Source organism: Sulfurimonas sp. HSL3-1 (assembly GCF_039645995.1).
Taxonomy (GTDB): Bacteria; Campylobacterota; Campylobacteria; order Campylobacterales; family Sulfurimonadaceae; genus Thiomicrolovo; species Thiomicrolovo diazotrophicus.
In genome coordinates this window covers 2,478,062-2,499,021 of the sequence record NZ_CP147920.1, presented here as the reverse complement: position 1 = coordinate 2,499,021, position 20,960 = coordinate 2,478,062, and the positions used below count along the sequence as shown (strand labels likewise).

Here is a 20,960-nt window from a genome sequence, read left to right as displayed (position 1 = left end):
TTTCAAGCAGCGTAAACATGGGGCTTTACAAAAAGGATTCACAGGTGAATAACTTTTTTCACAGGGGGAAAAATAGGTGGTAATTCTCGGAATCGACCCTGGGACGCGCAACTGCGGATACGCATTGCTCGAACTCGACGGCGCAAAGATGCGGCTGATCGAGGCGGGCCTGATCAAAATGAAACCCGAAGCGCTGCAGCTGCAGATTCCCCAGATGGTGGAGGCGCTCGAGCAGCTTTTCAGGGCGCACCAGATCGACGAAGTGGCGATGGAAGATATCTTTTATGCGCACAATCCGAAGACGGTGATAAAATTGGCACAGTTCCGCGGTGCGATTACGTTAAAATTGTTACAGGAGTTCGGACAGTTTGACGAATATACTCCCCTACAGGTGAAAAAAGCGCTGACGGGCAAAGCCAAAGCGGCCAAGGAGCAGGTCGCTTTCATGGTGAAACGGCTGCTGGGCATCACCCGGGAGATCAAACCGCTCGACATCACGGATGCCATCGCGGTGGCCATTACCCATGCCCAGCGGGTCAGACTCGCGAAAAAGGAGACAAGATGATGGAGTGGATCAAGGATTATGCCGTTTTGTACGAGGATCCCATGACCTGGCTGATCGTCGCGCCGGTGATTTTCGGCATTATCTACGTTGCCGTCAGTTTTTTCGGGGAACGCGGCAGATAAGCGGCCGAGCTGAAAGGGAAGCGGCATTTTTTCGCCGCCGCCGTTGCTTTCAAGTACCGATGGTACAATACCCCAATTTGTCATTTGCGGAGCGTCAGGATGCAGGTTGAATTCCTCGAAGTCGATACCCCCTCGAACGTAGCGGTTTCCGCCGCGCGGACCTGTTATTTCCCCAACGGCATCGTCACCCCCGACGCCAGCGCCTCCTGGAGCAGAAAAGATGACCTGCTCCAGGGGATCTTCAAGGGCGGGCATCACACGACGCTGATGCATACGCATGTCACGATGCTTATTTCGGGGATGAGCCGTCACCTGATCTGGCGGCTGCTGCACGCGCACCCCTACTACAATTCCGAACAGGTCTCCCAGCGTTACGCGAAGATGAAGATCGAGAACTTCGTCTATCCCGCGGCGGGAGAACGCAGCGATTGGGAAGCGTACTACCAGCACTGTTTTGACGATTACGAACAGCTCATCGAAGTGCTGCTGCCGGACGTCGAGGCGGTCGTGCCGAAGTTCAGAAGGAAAGACAGCCGCAAAAAGGCGCAGGAGATGGCCCGGTACGTCCTGCCCGGGGGAATGAGCGCCTACCTTTACCATACCGTCAACATCATCACCCTTCTGCGCTACATCGCCGTGGCCAAAGCGATGCCCGAGTGCCGCGCCGAGGCGGAGGAGTTCGCCGCGATCATCGCGGAGGCGCTCGTGAAGATGGATGCGTCGCTGGCGCCGCTGGTGGAACATGCCAGGGAAGCCGCCCCGGTCTTCCCGGACTTCGATATGGCGGCGCACAAAGCGAAAATCGGCGTAACGAATGAAGCCGTCAAGGTGTACGACATCGTCGGCGACGCGGCCTTCGACGTCAACGAGAACTATGCGGACGTCTTGCGCTTCTCGCAGATGCTGCCCGACAGCGGCGTGCTCGGCGGGTTTTCCACCTATACCCGCCTCTCGCTCTCGGCCGATGCGCAGAACCAGCGCCACCGCCGCTCCCCGGCCGTGCGCCCTGCTCTGGAATCGATCTACGCCCGGAACGCCTATACCCCGCCGATCATCGCGAAAAATCCCGAAGCGCTCGCCATTTACGAGCGGGCGATCGCGCGGAGCTACGACTTTTTCGAAGCGCAGCGGGAGCTGCTCGGGTTCGGCGAGGCGGCCTACGCGCTCAGTAACGCCCACGAGATCGAACTGGTGGAGCGGGACGAATTCACCTCCTTCCATCACAAGGCGCAGATGCGGCTCTGCTACAATGCCCAGGAGGAGATATTCGATATCGTCTACGGCCAGGTGAAACAGCTGCGCGCCATGGGCGTGCCGGGAGCCGAGGAGCTGCTGCCGCCCTGCGCGACACGTTTCGCGATGAAAATACGGCCGACCTGCCCGGAAGGGGACCACTTCTGTGGGATCAAGGTCTGGAAACTGGAATTTGAAGATTACAAGAGGGAGATATGATGCGTATTGCCATTGCGGCGCTGGCGCTGCTGATCGGCCTGGCGGGCTGTTCGACCAAGAGTATTCGCGTCGGCGGAATGATGTGTCCGGAGGGGTACTCGCAGGAGCAGATTCATCAGGATATGCAGGAGTGCCGTTTCTACGGTCCGGCCGAGGATGAAGCGGCAGCCAAGGCGGCTTTCCCGAGAGACGTCGAGCCTGAATGCATCAAGTGCCTCGAAGAGAAGGGTTACAAGATTAGCGAATGAGACCCGACGCGCGATTTCACGGCATTCAGGACGACTTCCGTGCTCCCTATGCCCGTGACCGTGACCGCATTATCCATTCGGGCAGTTTCCGGAAGCTGGAGTACAAGACCCAGGTTTTCCTGAACCAGGAGGGGGATTTTTTCCGTACCCGCCTTACCCATTCGCTCGAAGTGAGCCAGATCGCCCGTTCGATCGCGGCGGAGCTCAGCCTGCGCGAACCGCTCGCCGAAGCGATCGCCCTCGCCCACGACCTGGGCCATACCCCCTTCGGCCATGTCGGCGGCGATACCCTTGACGAGTGCCTCAAGCAAGACGGCCATGCGAACGGGTTCGAGCACAATTTCCAGAGCTTCCGGGTCGTGACGGCGCTGGAGAAGCGCTACAGGACCTTCGACGGCCTCAACCTCACCTTCGCGACCCTCGAAGGGATTCTCAAGCACTCCTACCCCTACAAGAAAGCTTTTCTGCCTAAATGGATCGACACGGCGTTTGATCTCACGATGCACCCCTCCGTCGAGGCAATGATCGTCGACCGGGCCGATGAGATCGCCTATATGAGCCATGACATCGACGACGGGGCCCACTCGGGGCTGATCTCTTTTGACACCCTCCGCGGGAATCCTCTGATCGCCGAAATCCTGCAGAAGGTCTATGACGAGGGGATCGACGAGCGTGACGACGAGATGTTCCGCTACCGCTTCAGCTCCCACTTCATCAATCATCTCGTCTATTCGATGCTCGCGTATTCGCAGCCGCGGGTCGCGGCAGCGGCACCGGAACGCCTCCCCTCTTCCGAACCGCTGCCGATCGGGTTTGAACCGGCGCTGGAGACGGAGATCAAGAAGCTTAAAAAGCTGCTCTACCGCGATCTTTACCAGCACAAAAAAATCCTGCGCCACATGTTCGCAGGCAAACAGGCGATCCGGGGGCTCTACGCGGCGTTGACGGCGGAGCCGAAGATGATGCCGGAGTATTTTTTCGCGCAGACCGACTCCCGGGCCCACCACAGGGTCGTTGCCGACTATATTGCCTCGATGAGCGACCGTTTCGCGATGAAGCTTTACAACGAACTCTACGGCCGTATCTGAACGGCCACACCCCTTTCTAACTCCTTTTTCGGTATAATCGCGAAAAATTTTAATGGGCGCAGTCGCCTCATGAAGGAACCCCCCTTGCAAAAAATCAGAAACATTGCCGTCATCGCGCACGTCGACCACGGTAAAACGACGCTGGTCGACGGGCTTTTGGGCCAGTCGGGCACTTTTACGTCCCACGAGCATGTCGATGAACGTGCGATGGACTCCAATGCCCTCGAAAAAGAGCGCGGGATCACCATCCTTTCCAAAAACACGGCGATCCGCTACAAAGAGCACAAGATCAACATCATCGACACCCCGGGCCACGCCGACTTCGGCGGCGAGGTTGAGCGTGTCCTGAAAATGGTCGACGGCGTTCTGCTGCTCGTCGACGCCTACGAAGGTGTCATGCCGCAGACGAAATTCGTCGTCAAGAAGATGATCGCCCTGGGCAAGAAGCCCATCGTCGTCATCAACAAGATCGACAAGCCGGCGGCAGAGCCTGATCGCGTCGTCGACGAGGTATTCGACCTCTTCGTCGCGATGGAAGCCAGTGAAGAGCAGCTGGAGTTCCCGATCGTTTACGCCGCAGCGCGCGACGGCATCGCGAAGATGGACATGGGCGACGAGGACGGCAACTTCGAGTGTCTCTTCGAAGCGATCGTGAATGAGATCCCCGAGCCGGAAGGCGACGCGGGCAACCCGGCGCAGGCGCAGGTCTTTACCCTGGACTACGATAACTACGTCGGCAAGATCGGGATCGCACGTATCTTCAACGGCACCATCAAGAAGGGCGACAGCGTCATGCTGGCCAAAGCCGACGGCGAGATGGTCAAAGGACGTCTGAGCAAGCTGATCGGTTTCCACGGCCTTAACCGGATGGAGATCGATCAGGCGGAAGCGGGCGACATTATCGCCTTTGCCGGTTTCGAGACCGTCGACGTCGGTGACTCCGTCGTCGACCCGGCGAACCCGATGCCGCTGGACCCGATGCACATCGAAGAGCCGACCCTCTCCGTCGTCTTCTCCGTCAACGACTCGCCGCTGGCGGGTACCGAGGGTAAACACGTCACGTCCAACAAGATCAAAGACCGCCTCGAGGCGGAGATGACCACGAACGTCGCGATGCGCCTTGAGACGATCGGCGAAGGGAAGTTCAAGGTTTCCGGCCGCGGCGAACTGCAGATCACCGTCCTGGCGGAGAACATGCGCCGCGAAGGGTATGAGTTCGGTATCGGCCGTCCGGAAGTCATCGTCAAAGAGATCGAAGGGGTCAAGTGCGAACCGTTCGAGCACCTCGTCATCGATACCCCGGACGACTTCTCCGGTACGATCATCGAGCGCCTCGGTAAACGCAAGGCGGAGATGAAGTCGATGGTGCCGATGGGCGAAGGGTATACGCGTATCGAGTTCGAGATCCCTGCACGCGGTCTGATCGGTTTTCGCGGTATGTTCCTCACCGATACGAAAGGGGAGGGGGTCATGAACCACTCTTTCCTCGAGTTCCGCCCGTACTCCGGTACGGTTGAAAGCCGCCAGTACGGTGCCCTGATCTCCATGGAGGGCGGTGTTGCAATGGCCTACTCGCTCTTTAACCTCCAAGACCGCGGCGTCCTGTTCATTGAACCGCAGGACAAGGTCTACGAAGGGATGATCATCGGCGAGCACGCCCGTTCCAACGACCTCACCGTCAACCCGATCAAGGGCAAGGCGCAGTCCAACGTCCGTTCTTCCGGTGCCGATGAGGCGATCAAACTGGTACCGCCGCGCGATATGAACCTCGAAAAAGCGTTGGAGTGGATCGAGGACGACGAGCTGCTCGAGGTCACACCGGAGAATGTCCGTATCCGCAAGCGCTACCTGACGGAAAACGAGCGCAAGCGTAACGATCGCAGCAAAAAATAACCGTTTTTTCCAACAGATCCGCCCGGGCGTCACGCTTCCGGGCACCCCCGATTTTTTCCCGATAAATATCCTGCGTTTTAAAGCATTTCAAACCTCACTTTCGCCATAATCGTTTACTTAACAACGACGAGGAATCAGCAGCATGCAGCGCAAACAGATCTACAATCCGGATTCACACGAACACGTCAATGACCGCCGTATTTTCGGGGGCAATCCCACGGGTATTTTCGAGCTCAATAATATCAAATACCAGTGGGCGTACAACCTTTGGGAGATGATGCTCAACAATACATGGTTCCCCAAAGAGGTCGATATGACGCGTGACGCCATCGATTACAAGAATCTGACCGATGCGGAGAAGACGGCCTACGACAAGGCGCTTTCGCAGCTGATCTTCATGGACTCCCTGCAGACGAACAATCTGATCGACAACGTCAACCCCTACGTCACCGCCCCGGAAGTGAACCTGATCCTCGTGCGTCAGTCCTTCGAAGAGGCGCTGCATTCGCAGAGTTACGCCGTTATGGTCGATTCTATCTCCAAAAACAGCGCGGAGATCTACGAACTGTGGCGCCGCGATATGATGCTCAAGTCGAAAAATGATGCGATCGCCGCCATTTATCAGCGTCTGGCGAAGGAGCCGACAGAGCGCAACTTCGTGCTCGCCTGTTTTGCGAACCAGATCCTCGAGGGGATCTACTTCTACAGCGGATTCACCTACATCTACACTCTGGCGCGTTCGGGCAAAATGCTGGGGTCGGCGCAGATGATCCGCTTTATCCAGCGCGACGAAGTGACGCACCTGGTGCTGTTCCAGAACCTGATCAACACCCTCCAGCGCGAACGTCCGGACCTCTTTACGGCGGACCTTAAAGCTGAAGTGTACGAGATGTTCAAGCAGGCCGTCGAGTTGGAGACGGCGTGGGGCAAATACATCACCCAGGGGCAGATCCTCGGCCTCACCGACGGCATTGTCGAGCAGTATATCCAGTACCTCGCCGACGAGCGCCTCAGCAAGGTCGGGTTCGAGAAGCTTTACAACGTTTCGCACCCCATCAAATGGGTGGATGACTTCTCCAAGTTCAACGACCAGAAAACGAACTTCTTCGAAGGCAACGTTACGAACTACTCCAAAGGCAGCCTCAGCTTTGACGACTTCTAAGACGCGTCCGCTCTGCTCCCTGACTTTCGGGACGCAGGGACGCACCTACGATGAAAACCTTGCCGTTCTACTCTCCCTGATCGCCGAAACGCCCGAAAACGCCATCGTCCTGGCACCGGAGGTCTGTCTGACCAATTTCGACTACGACAGCTTTGACGCGGCAGCGGACTTTGCTGCGATCGCCGGGCCGGAGCTGGAAAAGGCGAGCCGGGGACGGACGCTCATTCTGACGATGATCGTCCGGAAAGAGGAGGGGGTCTTCAACGTCGCCCGGGTCTACCACGACGGCGCGCTGCTGCACGAACAGGCGAAGGCAAAGCTCTTTAGCATCGGGGAGGAGGAGCAGTGGTTTACGGCCGGCGGCACCGAAGCGATCGTCCCTTTCGATGTGGAGGGTATCCGCATCGGCATCCTGGTCTGCTTCGAGCTGCGTTTTACAGCGCTCTGGGAGCAGCTGCGCGGCGCGGAGATCATCTGCATTCCGGCGCAGTGGGGCCGGCTGCGTGCCGCACACTACGACATCCTCGGACAGGCGCTGGCCGTCGCCAACGAGTGCTACGTGTTGCAAAGCGACACCGCCAACAGCGATACGACGGGCCAGAGCGGCATCATCACCCCCTTCGGTGAATGTGTGCGAAACGGCGCAGACGCCCTGCTGGTACAGCCGTTTGAGCCGGGCGAAGTGAAAAAGATGCGCCGCTATCTTGATACGGGAATACGATAATGAATGCCATTGCAGCGATGCGAAACAAAAAACTGGCCGAGGCGATACGTGAGCGCTTCGAGATCAGCGACACCGTTTTCGACGCCATCGCGTCGACGAATCGCGAAGTCTATGTGCCCAACGGCTTCAAACAGCACGCTTTCAAGCTCGATGCGCTGCCCATCGGGGCGGCACAGTGGATCAGTTCACCGCTGACGGTGGCGAAGATGACCGAGTACCTGCAGTGCAGCGATGCCGACAGGGTCTTGGAGATCGGCTGCGGCAGCGGGTACCAGGCGGCGGTCCTGTCGCACCTTTTCCGGGGGGTCTTTACGATCGAACGGATCGAGCCCCTGATGCGCGAGGCGAAAAAACGTTTCCGGGAGGAGGGGATCACGAACATCCACACCCGCACAGACGACGGTCAGCTGGGCTGGAGCGCCTACGCCCCCTTTGACCGCATTCTCTTTTCCGCTTCCGCAGACCACATTCCCCAGGCGATCATCGATCAGTTGGCTCCCCGCGGCGTGCTGGTCGCTCCGATGACGCGTGATGGGGGCCAGGTCATCGTGCGCTATGTTAAAATAGGCGATCAGCTTATTGAAGAGGAGCTTGAAGTGTGTTCGTTTGTACCGGTGCTTGACGGGGTTCAGAAATGAAGATCGGTAAAGTATGGAATGAGAAATTTTCACGGGAGGGGTATCTGTACGGTACCCAGCCCAACAGCTACCTCAAAGAGGTGATGGATGCACTCCCTCAGGGTGCGCGGATCCTTTTCCTCGGCGAAGGGGAGGGCAGAAACGCCTGTTACGCGGCGGAGCAGGGCTTTGAAGCCCATGCCATAGATGCGTCCGAAGTCGGGCTGCAAAAGCTGCAGGAGATGGCAAAGAGCAGGGGGGTGCGCGTCGAGGTCTCGCACATGGATCTGGCACACTGGGAGCCGGAGGAGCGCTACGACGCGGTGCTCTGTTCGTACCTTCACCTCGAGGAGCCGCTGCGCACGGCGGTCTTTGTCAAGGCGCTCTCAGCTGTCAAAGATGACGGCCTGTTCGCCGGCGAGTTCTTCGCGACGACGCAGATCGAACGCGACTCCGGCGGTCCGAAGGCGCCCGAACTGCTGTATGATCTCAAGAGCTTCGATAAGCTCAAACGCCCCTGGTTCGACTGCGAGGAGCTTGAAGCGTGCAGTATCGAGCTGGACGAAGGGAAGGGGCACCAGGGACTCGCGGACGTCATCCGCGTGCGTTTCCGCCACAACAGCGATCCGCGTTTCAAGATCACGCTGCCGGAACTGACGCTCGGCGCACTGCTGGAGCGTTCGGTCTCGGAATACGGCCAGCGGCCCGTCCTGCGCAACGTCGATGAGAGCGTGGCGCTGAGCTACACCGAATTCGGGGAAGCGGTCGCCGCGCTGAAGACGCGCCTGGCCGATGCAGGCATCGGTATCGGAGACCGCGTCGCGCTTTGCAGTGAAAACATGCCAAACTGGGGGGTCGTCTATTTCGCCGTGACGACGATGGGGGCTGTCATCGTCCCGATCCTCCCCGACTTCCATGACAATGAAGTGCGCCACATTATCACCCATTCGCAGAGCAAGGCGGTCTTCGCATCGGCCAAGAAGCGCGAGGCGCTCGACGAGGGGATACTCTCCTCGCTGGTTCTGCTGGTGCTGACCGAGGATCTCAGTGATGATCCCACCTTCGCCAAACGGAGTCCTACGATCCTTCAGAAGGTCAAGGAGGGGGTAAAGGGCTCTAAACACGCTGACGTGCTTTACAGGCCCTCTGAGGACGATATGGCGGCGATTATCTATACTTCCGGCACGACAGGTAGCAGTAAAGGGGTGATGCTGACGCACCGCGCCCTGACGTTCGAGGCGCTCGTTGCGCAATGCGTGGTCGAGGTGGTGGCGGAGGACCGTTTCCTCTCCATCCTTCCGCTGGCGCATACCTATGAGTGTTCCGTCGGCTTCCTGCTTCCCATTGTCAACGGTGCCAGCGTCTATTACCTTTCCAAGGTCCCGACGCCGAAAATCCTCATTGACGCGATGGCCAAGGTCAAACCGACGGTCATCCTCTCCGTCCCGCTGGTGATCGAGAAGATCTTCAAGAACCGCATTCTGTCGAACTTTCACAAGAACGCGCTTATGCGGACCCTCTATGCCGTACCGTTCATCCGGAAGGCGCTGCATAAGATCGCCGGGAAAAAGCTCCTGCAGACTTTCGGCGGCGAGCTGCGCATCTTCGGAATAGGCGGGGCACCGCTTTCGCCGATGGTGGAACACTTCCTGGATGACGCGGGCTTCCCGTATGCCATCGGTTACGGCCTGACGGAGACGGCGCCCCTGCTCGCGGCCGGCGCTCCTTTTAAGACGAAAGTAGGGGCGATCGGCCCGGCGATCTCCTCGGTCGAGCTGCGCATCGCCGACCCGGACGAAAAGGGGGTCGGGACGGTTTGGGCCAAGGGGCCGAACGTCATGCTCGGCTATTACAAGGATCCGGAGAAGAGCGCAGAGGTGCTGCACGAAGACGGCTGGTTCAATACAGAGGACCTCGGCTATATCGATGCGGAGGGCTATCTTTTCCTCAGCGGACGTTCCAAAAACGTCATACTCGGTCCCAGCGGCGAAAATATCTATCCCGAGCAGCTCGAGGCGAAGATCATGGAGGACGAGCTTGTCGAGGATGCGCTTGTCTACGAGGTTGAAAAGCAGCTCGTGGCGCGGATTCACCTCAATTACGAAATGCTCGACGAACACATGGACATCACGAAGCTCTCCGAGACGGAGCAGCACATTGAGATTGAAAAACTGCTCGAGCGCATCAAAACAGAGACAAACGAAAGCGTCTCCAGGTTTTCCCGTATCGCGCGGGTCATCGAGCAGCGCGAACCCTTCGTCAAAACGCCGACGAAAAAGATCAAACGTTACCTCTATACGAACGGCTAACGGTGCGTTCGATCCTGTTTGTCTGTCTCGGCAACATCTGCCGCTCTCCGCTGGCCGAGGCGATCCTGCGCTCGCAGGCGGAAGCAAAGGGCATGGCACTGCGGATCGATTCCGCGGGCACGGGTTCCTGGCATATCGGCGAACCCCCCTGCGACCACTCGGTCCGGGTGGCGAAAGCGCATGGCTTGGACATCGCCGCGTACCGCGCTCGCCAGGTGTGTCCGGGCGATGCGGACGCTTTTGACGTTATCGTCGCTCTGGATGCGAAGAACGTCGCCGATCTCAAACGCATGGGGATGGCTAACGTCTACAAACTGGGCGATTTCGGTTACGGCGGCGAAGACGTGCCGGACCCCTATTTCTTTCCCGGCTTCGAAGGGTTCGAAAAAGTCTTTACGATGATCGAAACCTGCTGCACGACCCTTATGACCCGTCTTGCAACAGGATTAGAGTGAAACCGAACAGTAACTAATTGTTACACATTATCTTTTTATTACCTTATCCGTTATACCATTAAGATTCGGCTGAAAAAAATGCTCCCACAATTCGACACTGTTTTGACGTCTCAAATGGTATGAAGCTGTTTACCGCCGGAGATGTGCCGTGTTGTGAACCTGACAGGGACACTCGATAACCCTCATTGACATGTCACGTACTGCAAAGAGAGGAGAGACGAAAATGACGCATGTCTATCTGAACGCCAACGTCATCAAGGATGCACTCAAAGCCCGTGAGATCACCGAGCGCGAGGCCAAGGAAATGACCAGCAGACTCAAGGGCTGCGAAGTAAAACGGAGCCGGGAAGGGCGCCGTCATAATGAGAAGGTGATCTCCTGATCACCCGCTGAAGGGCGCCTCTGCGTATTTCAAAGAGGCGCCGATAACATACAGGGGAGCGCTTTTGAGCGCTTCCAGACCCGCATAACGGCCCACGGCCAATCCCCACTGCCCATCTTCAAACACCACCGTGATACCTTCATCCGTATCGATAAAGTCCAGCTGTTTGTCGTCGACGAGCTTGGCGTCGTTCATACCGCTCATTTCAAAGCTGATATCGATCCAGTCATAACCGCGGTGTTTGTCCTGAACGGAGAGGGTGAGGGTGGCGGTTGTAGGTCCGTTCAAGGCGAGGGAGCGCAGCATCGCCCCTTCGCCGTTCACGATGCGCTCCAGCAGTTGCGAGGCGGCTGAAGCTGTCGAGAGTGGTTTCACTGACAGCCCACGCATTCCATGGAGCGGTCTTCGACGTCGTTCGTCGCTTCCGGCGACTGTGAACGCAGGTAGTAGGTCGATTTGATCCCCAGGCGCCAGGCGAGCATGTAGATCTCGTTGAGGTACTTCCCGCTGGCTTTGTCGAGGGTAATGAAGATGTTGAGGCTCTGCCCCTGGTCGATCCACTTCTGGCGAATAGAGGCCGCTTTGACGAGGATCGTCTGGTCGAGGTCATACGCCGGCGTGTAGAAGGACCAGGTATCCGGACTCAGATTCGGGGCGCAGACCGGGATGAGGCCGGAGAGGTTCTCTTCGTACCATTTGCGTTTGTAGACCGGCTCGATCGTCTGCGTCGTACCCGTGAGGATGGAGATGGAGGAAGTGGGAGCGATCGCCATCAGGTAACCGTTGCGCATCCCCTGTGTTTTGACCGTTTCGCGCAGGCTCTCCCAGTCGTAGGCGGAGGCAAAGAGCCCGCCGCGGTCGACGAGGTTGAGGACTTCGGCGTTGGCGTGGTCCATCGGCAGGATGCCGCGGCTCCACTTGGAACCCTCGAATTCAGGGTAGCTTCCCTTTTCTACAGAGAGGTTTGATGACGCCTTGATGGCGTTATAGCTGACAGCTTCCATCACCTCGTCGATCTTGTCGAAGTGCTCCTGGCTGCCCCAGCTCACTCCCGCTTCGGCGAGCATTTGCGCTTCGCCCATAACGCCCAGGCCGATGGAACGGCTGCGTGCGTTAGTGCGTTTGACCTTCTCCAGCGGGTAGAAGTTGAGGTCGATAACGTTATCGAGTGCGCGTACGGCGATCGGGACGATGCGGTCGATGTCCTCTTTGGTGTTGACGCGGGAGAGGTTGACGGAGGCAAGGTTGCACACCGCCGTCGCGCCGTCGACCTTCTCTTTTTCGACAATATAGATCTGCTGTCCGCCGATGCTGTCGAGGGCGGTGACCTTCTTGGCCGGTTTCTCGATCCCGCTGTCGACTTTGACAAGCTCCTCCTCTTCGTAGGTGAGGCACTCACCGTTTTCAAACTTGAGTTTGATCAGGTAGTGGTTCGGCTGGGTGTTCTGGAAGATCTCCGTACAGAGGTTCGAGCTGCGGATGATGCCGTAGTGATCGTTCGGGTTAGCTTTGTTAGCGTTGTCCTTGAAGCAGAGGAAGGGGCTACCGGTTTCGAAGTAACTTGTGAGGATCCGTTTCCAGAGGTCCTTTGCCTTGTGGCGCTCTTTGAGGACACTCTCATCCTGTTCGAGCTCAAGATAACGCTTTTCAAACGCTTCGCCGTGGACTTCGGAGAGCTCTTTGCATTCAAGGGGATCAAAGGTCGTCCAGATGCCGTCCTCCTGGACACGCTTCATAAAGAGGTCGTTGATCCAGAGCGCGGGGAAGAGGTCGTGGGCGCGGCGGCGCTCCTCGCCGGAGTTTTTCTTCAGATCGAGGAAATCGATAATATCCATGTGCCATGGTTCCAAGTAGACGGCAATGGCCCCTTTGCGGGTGCCGAGCTGGTCGACGGCGATGGCGATGTCGTTGGTGATCTTCAAAAACGGTACGGTACCGCCGGCGGCATTCTTGTGGCCGTCGATATACGAACCCATAGAGCGGACCTGGGTCCAGTCCCAGCCGATCCCGCCGCCGAATTTGGAGAGCAGGGCCATCTCTTTGTAACTGTCGAAGATCCCTTCAATGTTATCCGGTGTCGAACCGATATAACAGGAGCTGAGCTGGTGGCGAGTCGTCCGCGCGTTAGAGAGGGTAGGCGTCGCCATCATGACTTCGAACTTGGAGATCATGTCATAGAACTTTTTCGCCCACTCCTGCGGGTTCTCCTCGTTCTGTGCGAGGAACATCGAGACAGCCATGAACATATGCTGCGGCAGCTCGATCGGGTCGCCGCTGCGGTCTTTGATCAGGTAGCGGTCGTAGAGGGTGCGGATACCGAGGTAGGTGAACTGCAGGTCGCGGTCGGGGTCGATATAGGCATCGAGGTCGTCGAGGTCGTACTTGTTACGCAGGCCTAACAGGATGCGACCCTCTTTTTCCCCTTTTTCAAAATACTTTTCCAGTTTGCAGTAACCGGTAAAACCGTTCACACGGTGGTAAAGGTCGAACAGAAACAGGCGTGCGGCGACAAACGTCCAGTTTGGTGCGTCGATATCGATCTTGTCGACAGCGGTTTTGATCAGGGTCTCCTGAATCTCCCGGGACGTGGTACCGTCACGGAACTGGATCTGCGCATCGACTTCGAGTTCGCTCTGGCTCACGTTGGTGAGCCCGGTGACAGCTGCGGAAGTATACTTCTGGATTTTTGTAATATCGAGCGGTTCTCTGCGTCCGTTTCGTTTGATGATCGTGACCATTATTTGCCTTTACAGAAAGTTCGTAGTATGAATGCAAAATAGAAAAGAGGTGAAGGCTCTTCCTACACTGTTTTAGTTGTTTTCCTTATCGACTCCCTTTGAAAAAGAGGCAGGAAGATAAGGAAATTATATTCGAATTAGATTGTTATTTGCTAAAGACCCTTGCAAAAATTTTATCCACGTTTTTCGTATAGTAATCGTAGTTAAAACATTCGCGAATTTGTCCCTCGTCCAGACTCGCTCTGAGCTCTTCGTCGCCGAGCAGGTACTGCAGATAGAGGCTCTCGCCCTTTTCGTTCAGCGCCGGTCTGCCCTGCTGCAGTCCTTCCCACACCTTCATGGCGTTGCGCTGGACGATGCGGTAGGCATCTTCGCGGCTCACGCCCTGTTTGGGAAGCTCGAGCAGAACGCGCTGGGAGAAGACGAGGCCGCCCGTGAGGTTGAGGTTCTTCATCATGTTCTCCGGATAAACGACCATGTTAGCGATGACGTTATTCATGCGGTGGAGCATGAAGTCCGAGGTGATGAAGGCGTCCGGCAGCCAGAAGCGCTCCGTGGAGCTGTGGGAGATGTCGCGTTCGTGCCACAGCGAGACGTTCTCCATCGCCGGGATGGAGTAGGCGCGGATCATGCGTGCCAGACCGGTGATGTTCTCCGTGAGAATAGGGTTGCGCTTGTGCGGCATGGCGGAGGAGCCTTTCTGCCCTTTGGCGAAGAACTCTTCGACTTCGTAGACTTCCGTGCGCTGCCAGTGGCGTACCTGGACGGCGAACTTCTCGATGCTGCTCGCCATCAGGGCGAGGGAGGTCGCCAGGCGTGCATAGCGGTCGCGCTGGATGACCTGGTTGGACGCGGGGGCCGGTTGAAGGCCGAGCTCTTCGCAGGTGTACTCCTCGAGCTCCAGCGGGGCGTGGGCGAAGTTGCCCATCGCGCCGGAGACCTGACCGACGGAGATGACCTCCATGGTCTCCTCCAGGTTCTTGAGATGGCGGTGCATCTCGTCGTACCAGACGGCCAGTACGAGACCGAAGGTGATCGGTTCGCCGTGGATGCCGTGGGAGCGTCCGACCATCAGGGTCATCTTGTGCTCTTCCGCGCGTTTCTTGATGGATTCCATAAGCATTTTGACATCTTCGATGATCAGGGCAAGGGAGTCTTTCATCTGCAGGGCAACGGCCGTGTCGATCGTATCGGAGGAGGTCATGCCGTAGTGGAACCAGCGGCTCTCGTCGCCGAGTGTCTCCGAAACGGAGGTCGTGAAGGCAATCAGGTCGTGGCGCGTCACCTTCTCGATCTCATCGATGCGCTCGACGTCGAAGCCGGCGTTCTCTACAATTTTTTTTGCATCATCATCGGGGATGAGCCCCAGTCTGTTCCAGGCTTTGACAACCGCTTTTTCGACATCGAGCCAGGCCTGATATTTTGCCTGCATCGTCCATTTGGATGCCATCTCTTCTCTGGCATAGCGTTCTACCATTCTCGCTCCTCGTTGCTGCGGTTTTTATTAGCGGGATTCGACGGAAAAGACACATCGTTCCTATGCTAAAATGCCGCTTTTATATAAAGTAGATAATAGCCAAGCGTCACTAATAAAGGGTTTAATTTGCCGTTCGTTCTCAAAGATTTCGTTGCCCCAAAACGCATGAAGGCTTTCCTCTTTTTGATACGCGAACTCGGCTTCACCCAGCGCGATGCACAACGCTATATTTCCAAGGGCCGTATCTTTATCGACGGTGAGTTGATGCGCGATCCCGGCGGCGACGTCGAGGGTTTGTTTCAGTGTGTTATGTTTGAACCGGTCTCCCGCGGTCTTGATCCTGTGTTTCAAACGAAGTCGTTTGCGCTGTTTGACAAACCGAGCGGTGTGCTTGTGCATCCGCAGAACCGTCATACTCCCTACAGTATGGTGGATGAAATACGCCACCGCTTCGGACCGCATGCAAACATTACACACCGCATCGACCAGGAGACGAGCGGACTGTTATTGTCCGCGAAGGATAAAGAGAGCGAACGCACCCTAAAACTGATGTTTGAAAACCGTGAGATGGACAAACGCTATCTGGCCTTTGTCCATGGCAAGATGGACGCAGACGTGACGATAGACGCTCCGCTGATCCGACAGCCGGACGACTCCGCCCTGGTGAGGATGATCGTCAAGGTTCATGTAGAGGGCAAGCCGTCGCGGACGGATATAAAGGTTCTGCACTATTTTCCCGAGCACGATATGACCCTTGTCGAAGCGAAACCGCTGACTGGAAGGCAGCATCAGATACGCGTCCATTTGTTTCACGTGAAACATCCGATCGTCGGCGACCCCATCTATGGACAGGATGAAGAGGATGTTATCCGCTTTCTGGACAAGGGAATCAGTGACGAGGAGCGTATTGGGAAGAGCGGCGCGAAACGGTTGTTGCTGCATGCCAACAGATTGGCGTTTACCTTCGAAGGTGTCCGTTACGATCTGGTGTCACAGACGAACTTTATTAGTGAAGCCTTTGAGGCGATGGGGTGAGTGAATGTTTCACGTGAAACATTCACTCCGTATCAATGTAGCGCTTGCGTTTGCTCTCTTTGATCTTTGTGACGTCGACCAGGATATAGCTGTCGATACAGTTGTTGAATTCGGCATCGATCCCGAAATCCATAAAGGTGATCCCTCCCTCATCGCATAGCTCCGCATACTGTTTATAGAGCGTGGGTACGGTGACGTTGAAGGCTCTCAGATACTCTTTGAGACGGCGGAAGTCTTCGGCATAGTCATCGCCGCAGAAGCGCGCTTTTTCATCCTCCAGGGCAAGGGCAGAGAGCCGGTATGGGGTACGTGCGGTCACCAGGGCGTCCCGGCTGCCGAAGTAGTGCCCGTAAAAGTGGACCAGCGCCTCTTTGGCGGCAGAGGGGTAGCTTCCGCTGATGCTGACGGGACCGATCATGTACCTGATATGGGGATGGTGCTTCAGGTAGGCGCCGATGCCCTGCCAGAGATAATCGAGCGCGCGGCTTCCCCAGTATTTGGGCTGGATGAAACTGCGTCCGAGCTCGATGGCATTCTCCAGGTAGGGTTCGAATGCCTCGCCGAGACTGCAGAGCTCATTGAGATAGAGGGCGTCCTTGCTGCCCCAGGAAAGTACCCATTCGCAGTCGGCAATGCGGTAGGCACCGACGACCTCCAGCGCGTCGTCGTCCCAGAGCACGAGGTGGCGGTAGTACTCGTCGTAGCGGTCGAGGTCGCGCTTTCGGCCACTCCCTTCGCCGACTTTACGGAAACTGTATTCGCGCAGGCGGCCGACTTCATTGAGGAGGGTCGGCGCTTCTTCGAAATCGGCGAGATAGATCTGCTTGTTGTCCGAGGTCGAACCGATATGCTGGGCCCGCTTGAGCTCCTCTTTGATCAGGTGGCGTGGTTCGGGGTGGGCGATGCACTGTTGGGTCGGGTAGAGCGGTTTACGCCCCTTGGAGACTCTGTAAAGGTGCTTGCGCATCATCTTCGCGTGGCGTTTGTAACTCAGCGGCATATCGTTGATCGTATCGATGCCGATCATTTCGCCTACGGTGAACTCGACGACGCTGTTTCGGGCGGAGAACATCTCCTTGGCGAGCAGCATGGTCGCCAGTGGTCGGTAGAGCCAGGAGGCGCCGTAGAAAAGCATGGAATTGCGCGCTTTGATATGGATGGGCAGGATGGGACTCTGGGTCCGTTTGGCGAACTTCATGAAACCGCTTTTCCATTTGCTGTCGACAATCCCGTTGAGATAGGCGCGTGAGACTTCGCCCGCAGGGAAAAAGATGACGGCCTCTTCGTTGCGCAGCGCCTCGTCGACCTTCTTCATGCTCTCCTTGGTCAGGCGGCCGTTAAAAGTGTCGACGGCGATCAGGAGGTCGCTGATCTGGTCAAAGGCTGCCAGCACCTTGTTGGCGATGATCTTTACCTTTTTGTCGTGGCGGATGCTGCTGACCATTTTGATCAATGTAAAGGCATCCATGGCACCCATGGGGTGGTTGGCGACGATGATCACTTTTCCGATGGCCGGAATGTTCTGGATCTGGTGGTGGTCCGTTTTATATGAAATATTCAGATGCTCCAGCGCCGTGTCGATGAATGCAAGGTTTTTCACTTTGCGGTGGTCGGTGAGAAAGTGGTTGATCTTCTCTTCTTGTAGCAGCAGTCTCAAAAAAGAGAGGGCCGGCTTCCTGACTGCTGTCGGGTAGTGGAAGAAACGCGGGTACTCTTGATGCAGTGTGCCTTCGATATTCAGCATGGTATGCTCCGTGGCGGCATCTCCGCTGCACTGATGCGCTGCAGCGGAGATGCCGGATTTTTATGGAAAGCAGTATAGGTTGCCGAAATTACACGGCCATTACATTTTCGCTACAGTGCTGTTACATGTAAAAGAGGTGCAAAAAATAAGTATAAGAAAATCAAATATAAGAATGTGATGTTGTTTGAAGTTATTCACAGCTTTGAACAATAGGTGAATAAAGTAACAAAAAAGGGCGTTTTAAAAGGGATGTGAAGAGAAAAAAAGGGATGTGCAAGGGAGACGAGCATTAGCTGCTCAGTCTTTTCCCTTCCCAGTACTCGGTGAGTTCGCGGCGGACCCGGGCAAGGATCTCTTCGCGAGACTCATTATTGTCGAAGGCGAGCATTTTCGCCAGCTCAGAAGCTGAACGGCGTTCCGTATAGGTGCGCTCGATATAGTTGATCGCATTCGGATTAAAACGGTTGGCAGCTTCCATCGCTACTCTTTTGTTGAATGCAATAGTATCTGGGTAAGCATTGTTGATAAGAACGAGATATCCAATTGCTTTCATAGTACTACTTTCCGGCGGGAATTCTACAATACAGCCACAGACGGTAAAACATGTTGGGGGGAACCGTCGTCATACAGTCTGTCAAGAAACATGAAAATCGATGAATTTCATGATTTCTTATACTGCTGCATGTATTGTAAGTGCAATAGTAACAAAAAGGGAGGAAAAAATCTAGGGTTTTTTAAATTTTTTTTCGCTAGGCACTTTGTCAGATGTACCCCCTCTTTTTCTGAGATAGGCTATAATTGCTTAGCAAAAAAAAACAGAATGAGGGTGTTTAATATGCATAAAATCGTCAGTATAGGCCTTGTGACGGTTGTCGGGTCGGTTTTGACACTTTCGGCACGGGGGGACACGGTTCACTGCAGTGTGCTCGATGATGGTGTCGAAAAGATTCAGTGTACATTCGTAACACCCCGTAAAGATTGGGAACGCGAGGTTGTTTTCTATTGGCATTCGGACATGTTTCCGCAGGATGACAGAGAGCACACCATGGCGCTGCCGACCCGAAACGGTTCGGTCTATGACTACCGATACCTTCGCGGACGGGCGCAGGGAGTGTGGACGGTGACGGTGACGCTGACGGAAGAGGACGGGAGCGAGCGCGAAGTCTCGCGCCGTTTTTCACTGGAGGGTGGGACGGTCGACGAACTCGCCCATTAAGCGAGCCGCGTTACTTTTTTTCGTTCTTGACGACCCAGACGATCCCGCCGAGGCCGACGAGGACGACGCCGATCAAAAAAACGATCTGTACGATATCCAATCCTGTCATGCTTTTTCCTTCTCTTCGTTTGTTTTCTCTTTGAGCTGCCCGCAGGCGGCGCTGATGTCGATCCCCTTCGAATCACGGATGGTGCAGAGCTGCCCGTGGTCGATCAGATACTGCTGGAACTTCACCATGTCTTCGCGTTCGGGGCGCTGGTAGTCACTGCCCGGGTAGGGGTTGAAGTAGATCAGGTTGACCTTCGCCTTGATGCCGTGCAGCAGTTTGATCAGTTTCTTCGCCGAGGCGATGTCGTCGTTTTTCCCTTTGATGACGAGGTATTCGAACATGACGCGTTTGCGGGTGTCGATGGGGAATCGGCGCACGGCATCCATGATGGAGGCGATATTGTACGCCTTGTTCATCGGGATAAGCTCTGTGCGCAGCTCGTCGTCGACGGCATGGAGGCTGATGGCGATGTGCACACCAAGGTCCATCTGCCCCAGTTTGTCGATGCGGGTGCTGATGCCGCTTGTGGAGACCGTCTGGCGCTTGCCCGAGATGGAGAGACCGTCTTCGTCCTTGAGGATGCGAATTGCCTTGGCGAGGTTGTCGAGGTTGTCCAGCGGTTCCCCCATGCCCATATATACGATATTGACCCGGCGGTTCGCCGCATGGTCGTTGTCTTTCTTGACGGAGAGGACCTGGGCGACGATCTCGCCGGGGGTGAGGTCGCGGGTGAAGCCCCCCTTGGCCGTCAGGCAGAAACTGCAGCCGACTTTGCAGCCGACCTGGGTGGAGACGCAGACCGTGTGTTTGGCCTCCTGGGCGACGGAGCCGTCTTCGTTGTACTGTGTCTCTTTCATCTTCAGCCAGACGGTTTCGACCGTTTTGCCGTCGGGGAGTTCGAAGAGGTACTTGATCGTGCCGTCGGCCGCCTCCTCCTTGCGCAGGATTTTAAGCGGGTTGAGAATGTAGCGCTCGTTCAGCTCTTCACGCAGGCTTTTGGGAATGTTGGCCATCTCGTCGAAACTGTCAACGAAGCTGTGGTAGATCCAGCCGTAGATCTGCTTGGCGCGGAACGCGGGCTTGACGGCCTGGGCAAGCTCCTCTTTGGTGAGGTCCATGATCGTCGGTTTGGGTGTGTTCATGCCGTCAACTCCTTGATGCGTCGCTTGACATGCTCGCCCAGCAGCGCCTTGGCTCTGTCGTGGTTGGCGACAAAATCGGCGTGGGCATCTTGGTTGCAGTAGTTGGTGACGCAGAAGACGCCGCCCGCGGGGATACCGAACTCCTGCGCGACGCGCAGGACGGCGAAGAACTCCATGTTTTCAATGCCGATACCGAAGCGCAGAAAGCCTTTGGCAAGTTCGGCGTCGGTCGTGATATAGTTGCTGGAGTTGACGATGATCTCTTTGGTCCCCTCCGTATTGGTGGAGACGACATTGTCGATGGGAGTATAGGCTTTGTTCTGCAAAAAGGCGAGTTCGATATTCGCGGCCGTTTTCGATTCGACGATATCGAAGATCGCATTCTCCCCGTAGCTGCCGGCCGTCCCGACAAAAAGCAGGAACTCCGGTTTGTCGAAGAGGCAGAGGCGGGTGATGTTCATGGTCGTCTCGATCAGCCCGACGCCCATCGGTGTCGCGAAGTCGAAGGTCTCGTTATTGCCGGCACAGATGATCATCGCGAT

The 20,960-nt window shown here is 56.3% G+C and carries 21 protein-coding genes; 14 read left to right on the top strand and 7 right to left on the bottom strand.

The features are described 5' to 3' along the window. Positions 1 to 76: 76 nt before the first annotated feature. From ruvC to WCY31_RS12725, 12 genes are all read left to right on the top strand, one after another. Positions 77 to 565 carry a crossover junction endodeoxyribonuclease RuvC gene (ruvC, locus tag WCY31_RS12780; protein WP_231019525.1) on the top strand — a complete coding sequence of 163 codons (489 nt, stop codon included), beginning with the start codon at positions 77 to 79 and terminating at the stop codon, positions 563 to 565. Next, positions 562 to 687, top strand: a complete 126-nt coding sequence (locus WCY31_RS12775; RefSeq protein ID WP_255707353.1) for a hypothetical protein — start codon at positions 562 to 564, stop codon at positions 685 to 687. The genes ruvC and WCY31_RS12775 overlap by 4 nt, the downstream gene beginning before the upstream one ends. Before the next feature lie 99 nt (positions 688 to 786). Then, positions 787 to 2,139: an FAD-dependent thymidylate synthase gene (locus WCY31_RS12770; protein WP_345972697.1), complete on the top strand. Its 1,353-nt coding sequence runs from the start codon at positions 787 to 789 to the stop codon at positions 2,137 to 2,139. Beyond that, positions 2,136 to 2,387 (top strand): hypothetical protein, encoded by a 252-nt coding sequence (locus WCY31_RS12765; RefSeq protein ID WP_345970177.1) that lies wholly within the window; start codon positions 2,136 to 2,138, stop codon positions 2,385 to 2,387. Before WCY31_RS12770 ends, WCY31_RS12765 begins: the two co-directional genes overlap by 4 nt. Then, positions 2,384 to 3,475, top strand: a complete 1,092-nt coding sequence (locus WCY31_RS12760; protein WP_345972696.1) for a dGTP triphosphohydrolase — start codon at positions 2,384 to 2,386, stop codon at positions 3,473 to 3,475. Before WCY31_RS12765 ends, WCY31_RS12760 begins: the two co-directional genes overlap by 4 nt. An 84-nt stretch (positions 3,476 to 3,559) precedes the next feature. After that, positions 3,560 to 5,368: a translational GTPase TypA gene (gene typA, locus WCY31_RS12755; RefSeq protein WP_345970173.1), complete on the top strand. Its 1,809-nt coding sequence runs from the start codon at positions 3,560 to 3,562 to the stop codon at positions 5,366 to 5,368. Between the two features lie 142 nt (positions 5,369 to 5,510). Next, positions 5,511 to 6,530, top strand: a complete 1,020-nt coding sequence (locus WCY31_RS12750; protein WP_345970171.1) for a ribonucleotide-diphosphate reductase subunit beta — start codon at positions 5,511 to 5,513, stop codon at positions 6,528 to 6,530. After that, on the top strand, positions 6,517 to 7,254 hold the full coding sequence (locus WCY31_RS12745) for a carbon-nitrogen hydrolase family protein (protein WP_345972695.1): 738 nt from the start codon (positions 6,517 to 6,519) through the stop codon (positions 7,252 to 7,254). Before WCY31_RS12750 ends, WCY31_RS12745 begins: the two co-directional genes overlap by 14 nt. Further along, a complete protein-coding gene (locus tag WCY31_RS12740) occupies positions 7,254 to 7,892 on the top strand; it encodes a protein-L-isoaspartate(D-aspartate) O-methyltransferase (protein ID WP_345970169.1) in 639 nt (212 codons plus the stop codon). The genes WCY31_RS12745 and WCY31_RS12740 overlap by 1 nt, the downstream gene beginning before the upstream one ends. Next, a complete protein-coding gene (locus WCY31_RS12735) occupies positions 7,889 to 10,180 on the top strand; it encodes an AMP-binding protein (protein ID WP_345970168.1) in 2,292 nt (763 codons plus the stop codon). Before WCY31_RS12740 ends, WCY31_RS12735 begins: the two co-directional genes overlap by 4 nt. Before the next feature lie 2 nt (positions 10,181 to 10,182). Then, positions 10,183 to 10,635, top strand: coding sequence for a low molecular weight protein-tyrosine-phosphatase (locus WCY31_RS12730; RefSeq protein ID WP_345972694.1), 453 nt, complete (start codon positions 10,183 to 10,185; stop codon positions 10,633 to 10,635). A 223-nt stretch (positions 10,636 to 10,858) separates the two neighbouring features. After that, positions 10,859 to 11,017: a hypothetical protein gene (locus WCY31_RS12725; protein WP_345970166.1), complete on the top strand. Its 159-nt coding sequence runs from the start codon at positions 10,859 to 10,861 to the stop codon at positions 11,015 to 11,017. On the opposite strand, the gene WCY31_RS12720 is transcribed toward WCY31_RS12725, so the two are convergent. From WCY31_RS12720 to purB, 3 genes are all read right to left on the bottom strand, one after another. Next, on the bottom strand, positions 11,018 to 11,392 hold the full coding sequence (locus tag WCY31_RS12720; protein ID WP_345972693.1) for a hypothetical protein: 375 nt from the start codon (positions 11,390 to 11,392) through the stop codon (positions 11,018 to 11,020). After that, a complete protein-coding gene (locus tag WCY31_RS12715; RefSeq protein ID WP_345972692.1) occupies positions 11,389 to 13,755 on the bottom strand; it encodes a ribonucleoside-diphosphate reductase subunit alpha in 2,367 nt (788 codons plus the stop codon). The genes WCY31_RS12720 and WCY31_RS12715 overlap by 4 nt, the downstream gene beginning before the upstream one ends. 145 nt (positions 13,756 to 13,900) lie before the next feature. Then, positions 13,901 to 15,232 carry an adenylosuccinate lyase gene (gene purB, locus WCY31_RS12710; RefSeq protein ID WP_345970163.1) on the bottom strand — a complete coding sequence of 444 codons (1,332 nt, stop codon included), beginning with the start codon at positions 15,230 to 15,232 and terminating at the stop codon, positions 13,901 to 13,903. A 126-nt stretch (positions 15,233 to 15,358) separates the two neighbouring features. On the opposite strand from purB, the gene WCY31_RS12705 reads away from it, so the two are divergent. Then, positions 15,359 to 16,267, top strand: coding sequence for an RluA family pseudouridine synthase (locus WCY31_RS12705; protein WP_345972691.1), 909 nt, complete (start codon positions 15,359 to 15,361; stop codon positions 16,265 to 16,267). A 22-nt stretch (positions 16,268 to 16,289) separates the two neighbouring features. Here WCY31_RS12705 and WCY31_RS12700 read toward each other — a convergent pair whose 3' ends face one another. Further along, entirely contained in the window at positions 16,290 to 18,011 is a 1,722-nt protein-coding gene (locus tag WCY31_RS12700; RefSeq protein ID WP_345972690.1) for a lysophospholipid acyltransferase family protein, read from the bottom strand. A gap of 289 nt (positions 18,012 to 18,300) precedes the next feature. Further along, positions 18,301 to 18,489: a hypothetical protein gene (locus WCY31_RS12695; RefSeq protein ID WP_345972689.1), complete on the bottom strand. Its 189-nt coding sequence runs from the start codon at positions 18,487 to 18,489 to the stop codon at positions 18,301 to 18,303. Between the two features lie 357 nt (positions 18,490 to 18,846). Between WCY31_RS12695 and WCY31_RS12690 the strand changes: the two genes are divergently transcribed. Then, the gene (locus WCY31_RS12690) at positions 18,847 to 19,227 is read left to right on the top strand and encodes a hypothetical protein (RefSeq protein WP_345970158.1); all 381 of its coding nucleotides are present in this window, start codon (positions 18,847 to 18,849) and stop codon (positions 19,225 to 19,227) included. Between the two features lie 105 nt (positions 19,228 to 19,332). Here WCY31_RS12690 and rlmN read toward each other — a convergent pair whose 3' ends face one another. Together rlmN and WCY31_RS12675 are read right to left on the bottom strand one after the other, a co-directional pair. Next, positions 19,333 to 20,418: a 23S rRNA (adenine(2503)-C(2))-methyltransferase RlmN gene (gene rlmN, locus WCY31_RS12680; RefSeq protein WP_345970157.1), complete on the bottom strand. Its 1,086-nt coding sequence runs from the start codon at positions 20,416 to 20,418 to the stop codon at positions 19,333 to 19,335. Then, positions 20,415 to 20,954 carry a purine-nucleoside phosphorylase gene (locus WCY31_RS12675; protein ID WP_345972688.1) on the bottom strand — a complete coding sequence of 180 codons (540 nt, stop codon included), beginning with the start codon at positions 20,952 to 20,954 and terminating at the stop codon, positions 20,415 to 20,417. The genes rlmN and WCY31_RS12675 overlap by 4 nt, the downstream gene beginning before the upstream one ends. Between the last annotated feature and the right edge of the window lie 6 nt (positions 20,955 to 20,960).

Bases quoted from the DNA above. Each gene is read 5' to 3' on its own strand.
- rlmN (WP_345970157.1), bottom strand. From the start codon at position 20,418: ATGAACACACCCAAACCGACGATCATGGACCTCACCAAAGAGGAGCTT.
- WCY31_RS12740 (WP_345970169.1), top strand. From the start codon at position 7,254: ATGAATGCCATTGCAGCGATGCGAAACAAAAAACTGGCCGAGGCGATA.
- purB (WP_345970163.1), bottom strand. From the start codon at position 15,232: ATGGTAGAACGCTATGCCAGAGAAGAGATGGCATCCAAATGGACGATG.
- WCY31_RS12715 (WP_345972692.1), bottom strand. From the start codon at position 13,755: ATGGTCACGATCATCAAACGAAACGGACGCAGAGAACCGCTCGATATT.
- WCY31_RS12750 (WP_345970171.1), top strand. From the start codon at position 5,511: ATGCAGCGCAAACAGATCTACAATCCGGATTCACACGAACACGTCAAT.
- WCY31_RS12675 (WP_345972688.1), bottom strand. From the start codon at position 20,954: ATGATCATCTGTGCCGGCAATAACGAGACCTTCGACTTCGCGACACCG.
- WCY31_RS12690 (WP_345970158.1), top strand. From the start codon at position 18,847: ATGCATAAAATCGTCAGTATAGGCCTTGTGACGGTTGTCGGGTCGGTT.
- WCY31_RS12775 (WP_255707353.1), top strand. From the start codon at position 562: ATGATGGAGTGGATCAAGGATTATGCCGTTTTGTACGAGGATCCCATG.
- WCY31_RS12700 (WP_345972690.1), bottom strand. From the start codon at position 18,011: ATGCTGAATATCGAAGGCACACTGCATCAAGAGTACCCGCGTTTCTTC.
- WCY31_RS12725 (WP_345970166.1), top strand. From the start codon at position 10,859: ATGACGCATGTCTATCTGAACGCCAACGTCATCAAGGATGCACTCAAA.
- WCY31_RS12770 (WP_345972697.1), top strand. From the start codon at position 787: ATGCAGGTTGAATTCCTCGAAGTCGATACCCCCTCGAACGTAGCGGTT.
- WCY31_RS12735 (WP_345970168.1), top strand. From the start codon at position 7,889: ATGAAGATCGGTAAAGTATGGAATGAGAAATTTTCACGGGAGGGGTAT.
- WCY31_RS12760 (WP_345972696.1), top strand. From the start codon at position 2,384: ATGAGACCCGACGCGCGATTTCACGGCATTCAGGACGACTTCCGTGCT.
- WCY31_RS12765 (WP_345970177.1), top strand. From the start codon at position 2,136: ATGATGCGTATTGCCATTGCGGCGCTGGCGCTGCTGATCGGCCTGGCG.
- WCY31_RS12695 (WP_345972689.1), bottom strand. From the start codon at position 18,489: ATGGAAGCTGCCAACCGTTTTAATCCGAATGCGATCAACTATATCGAG.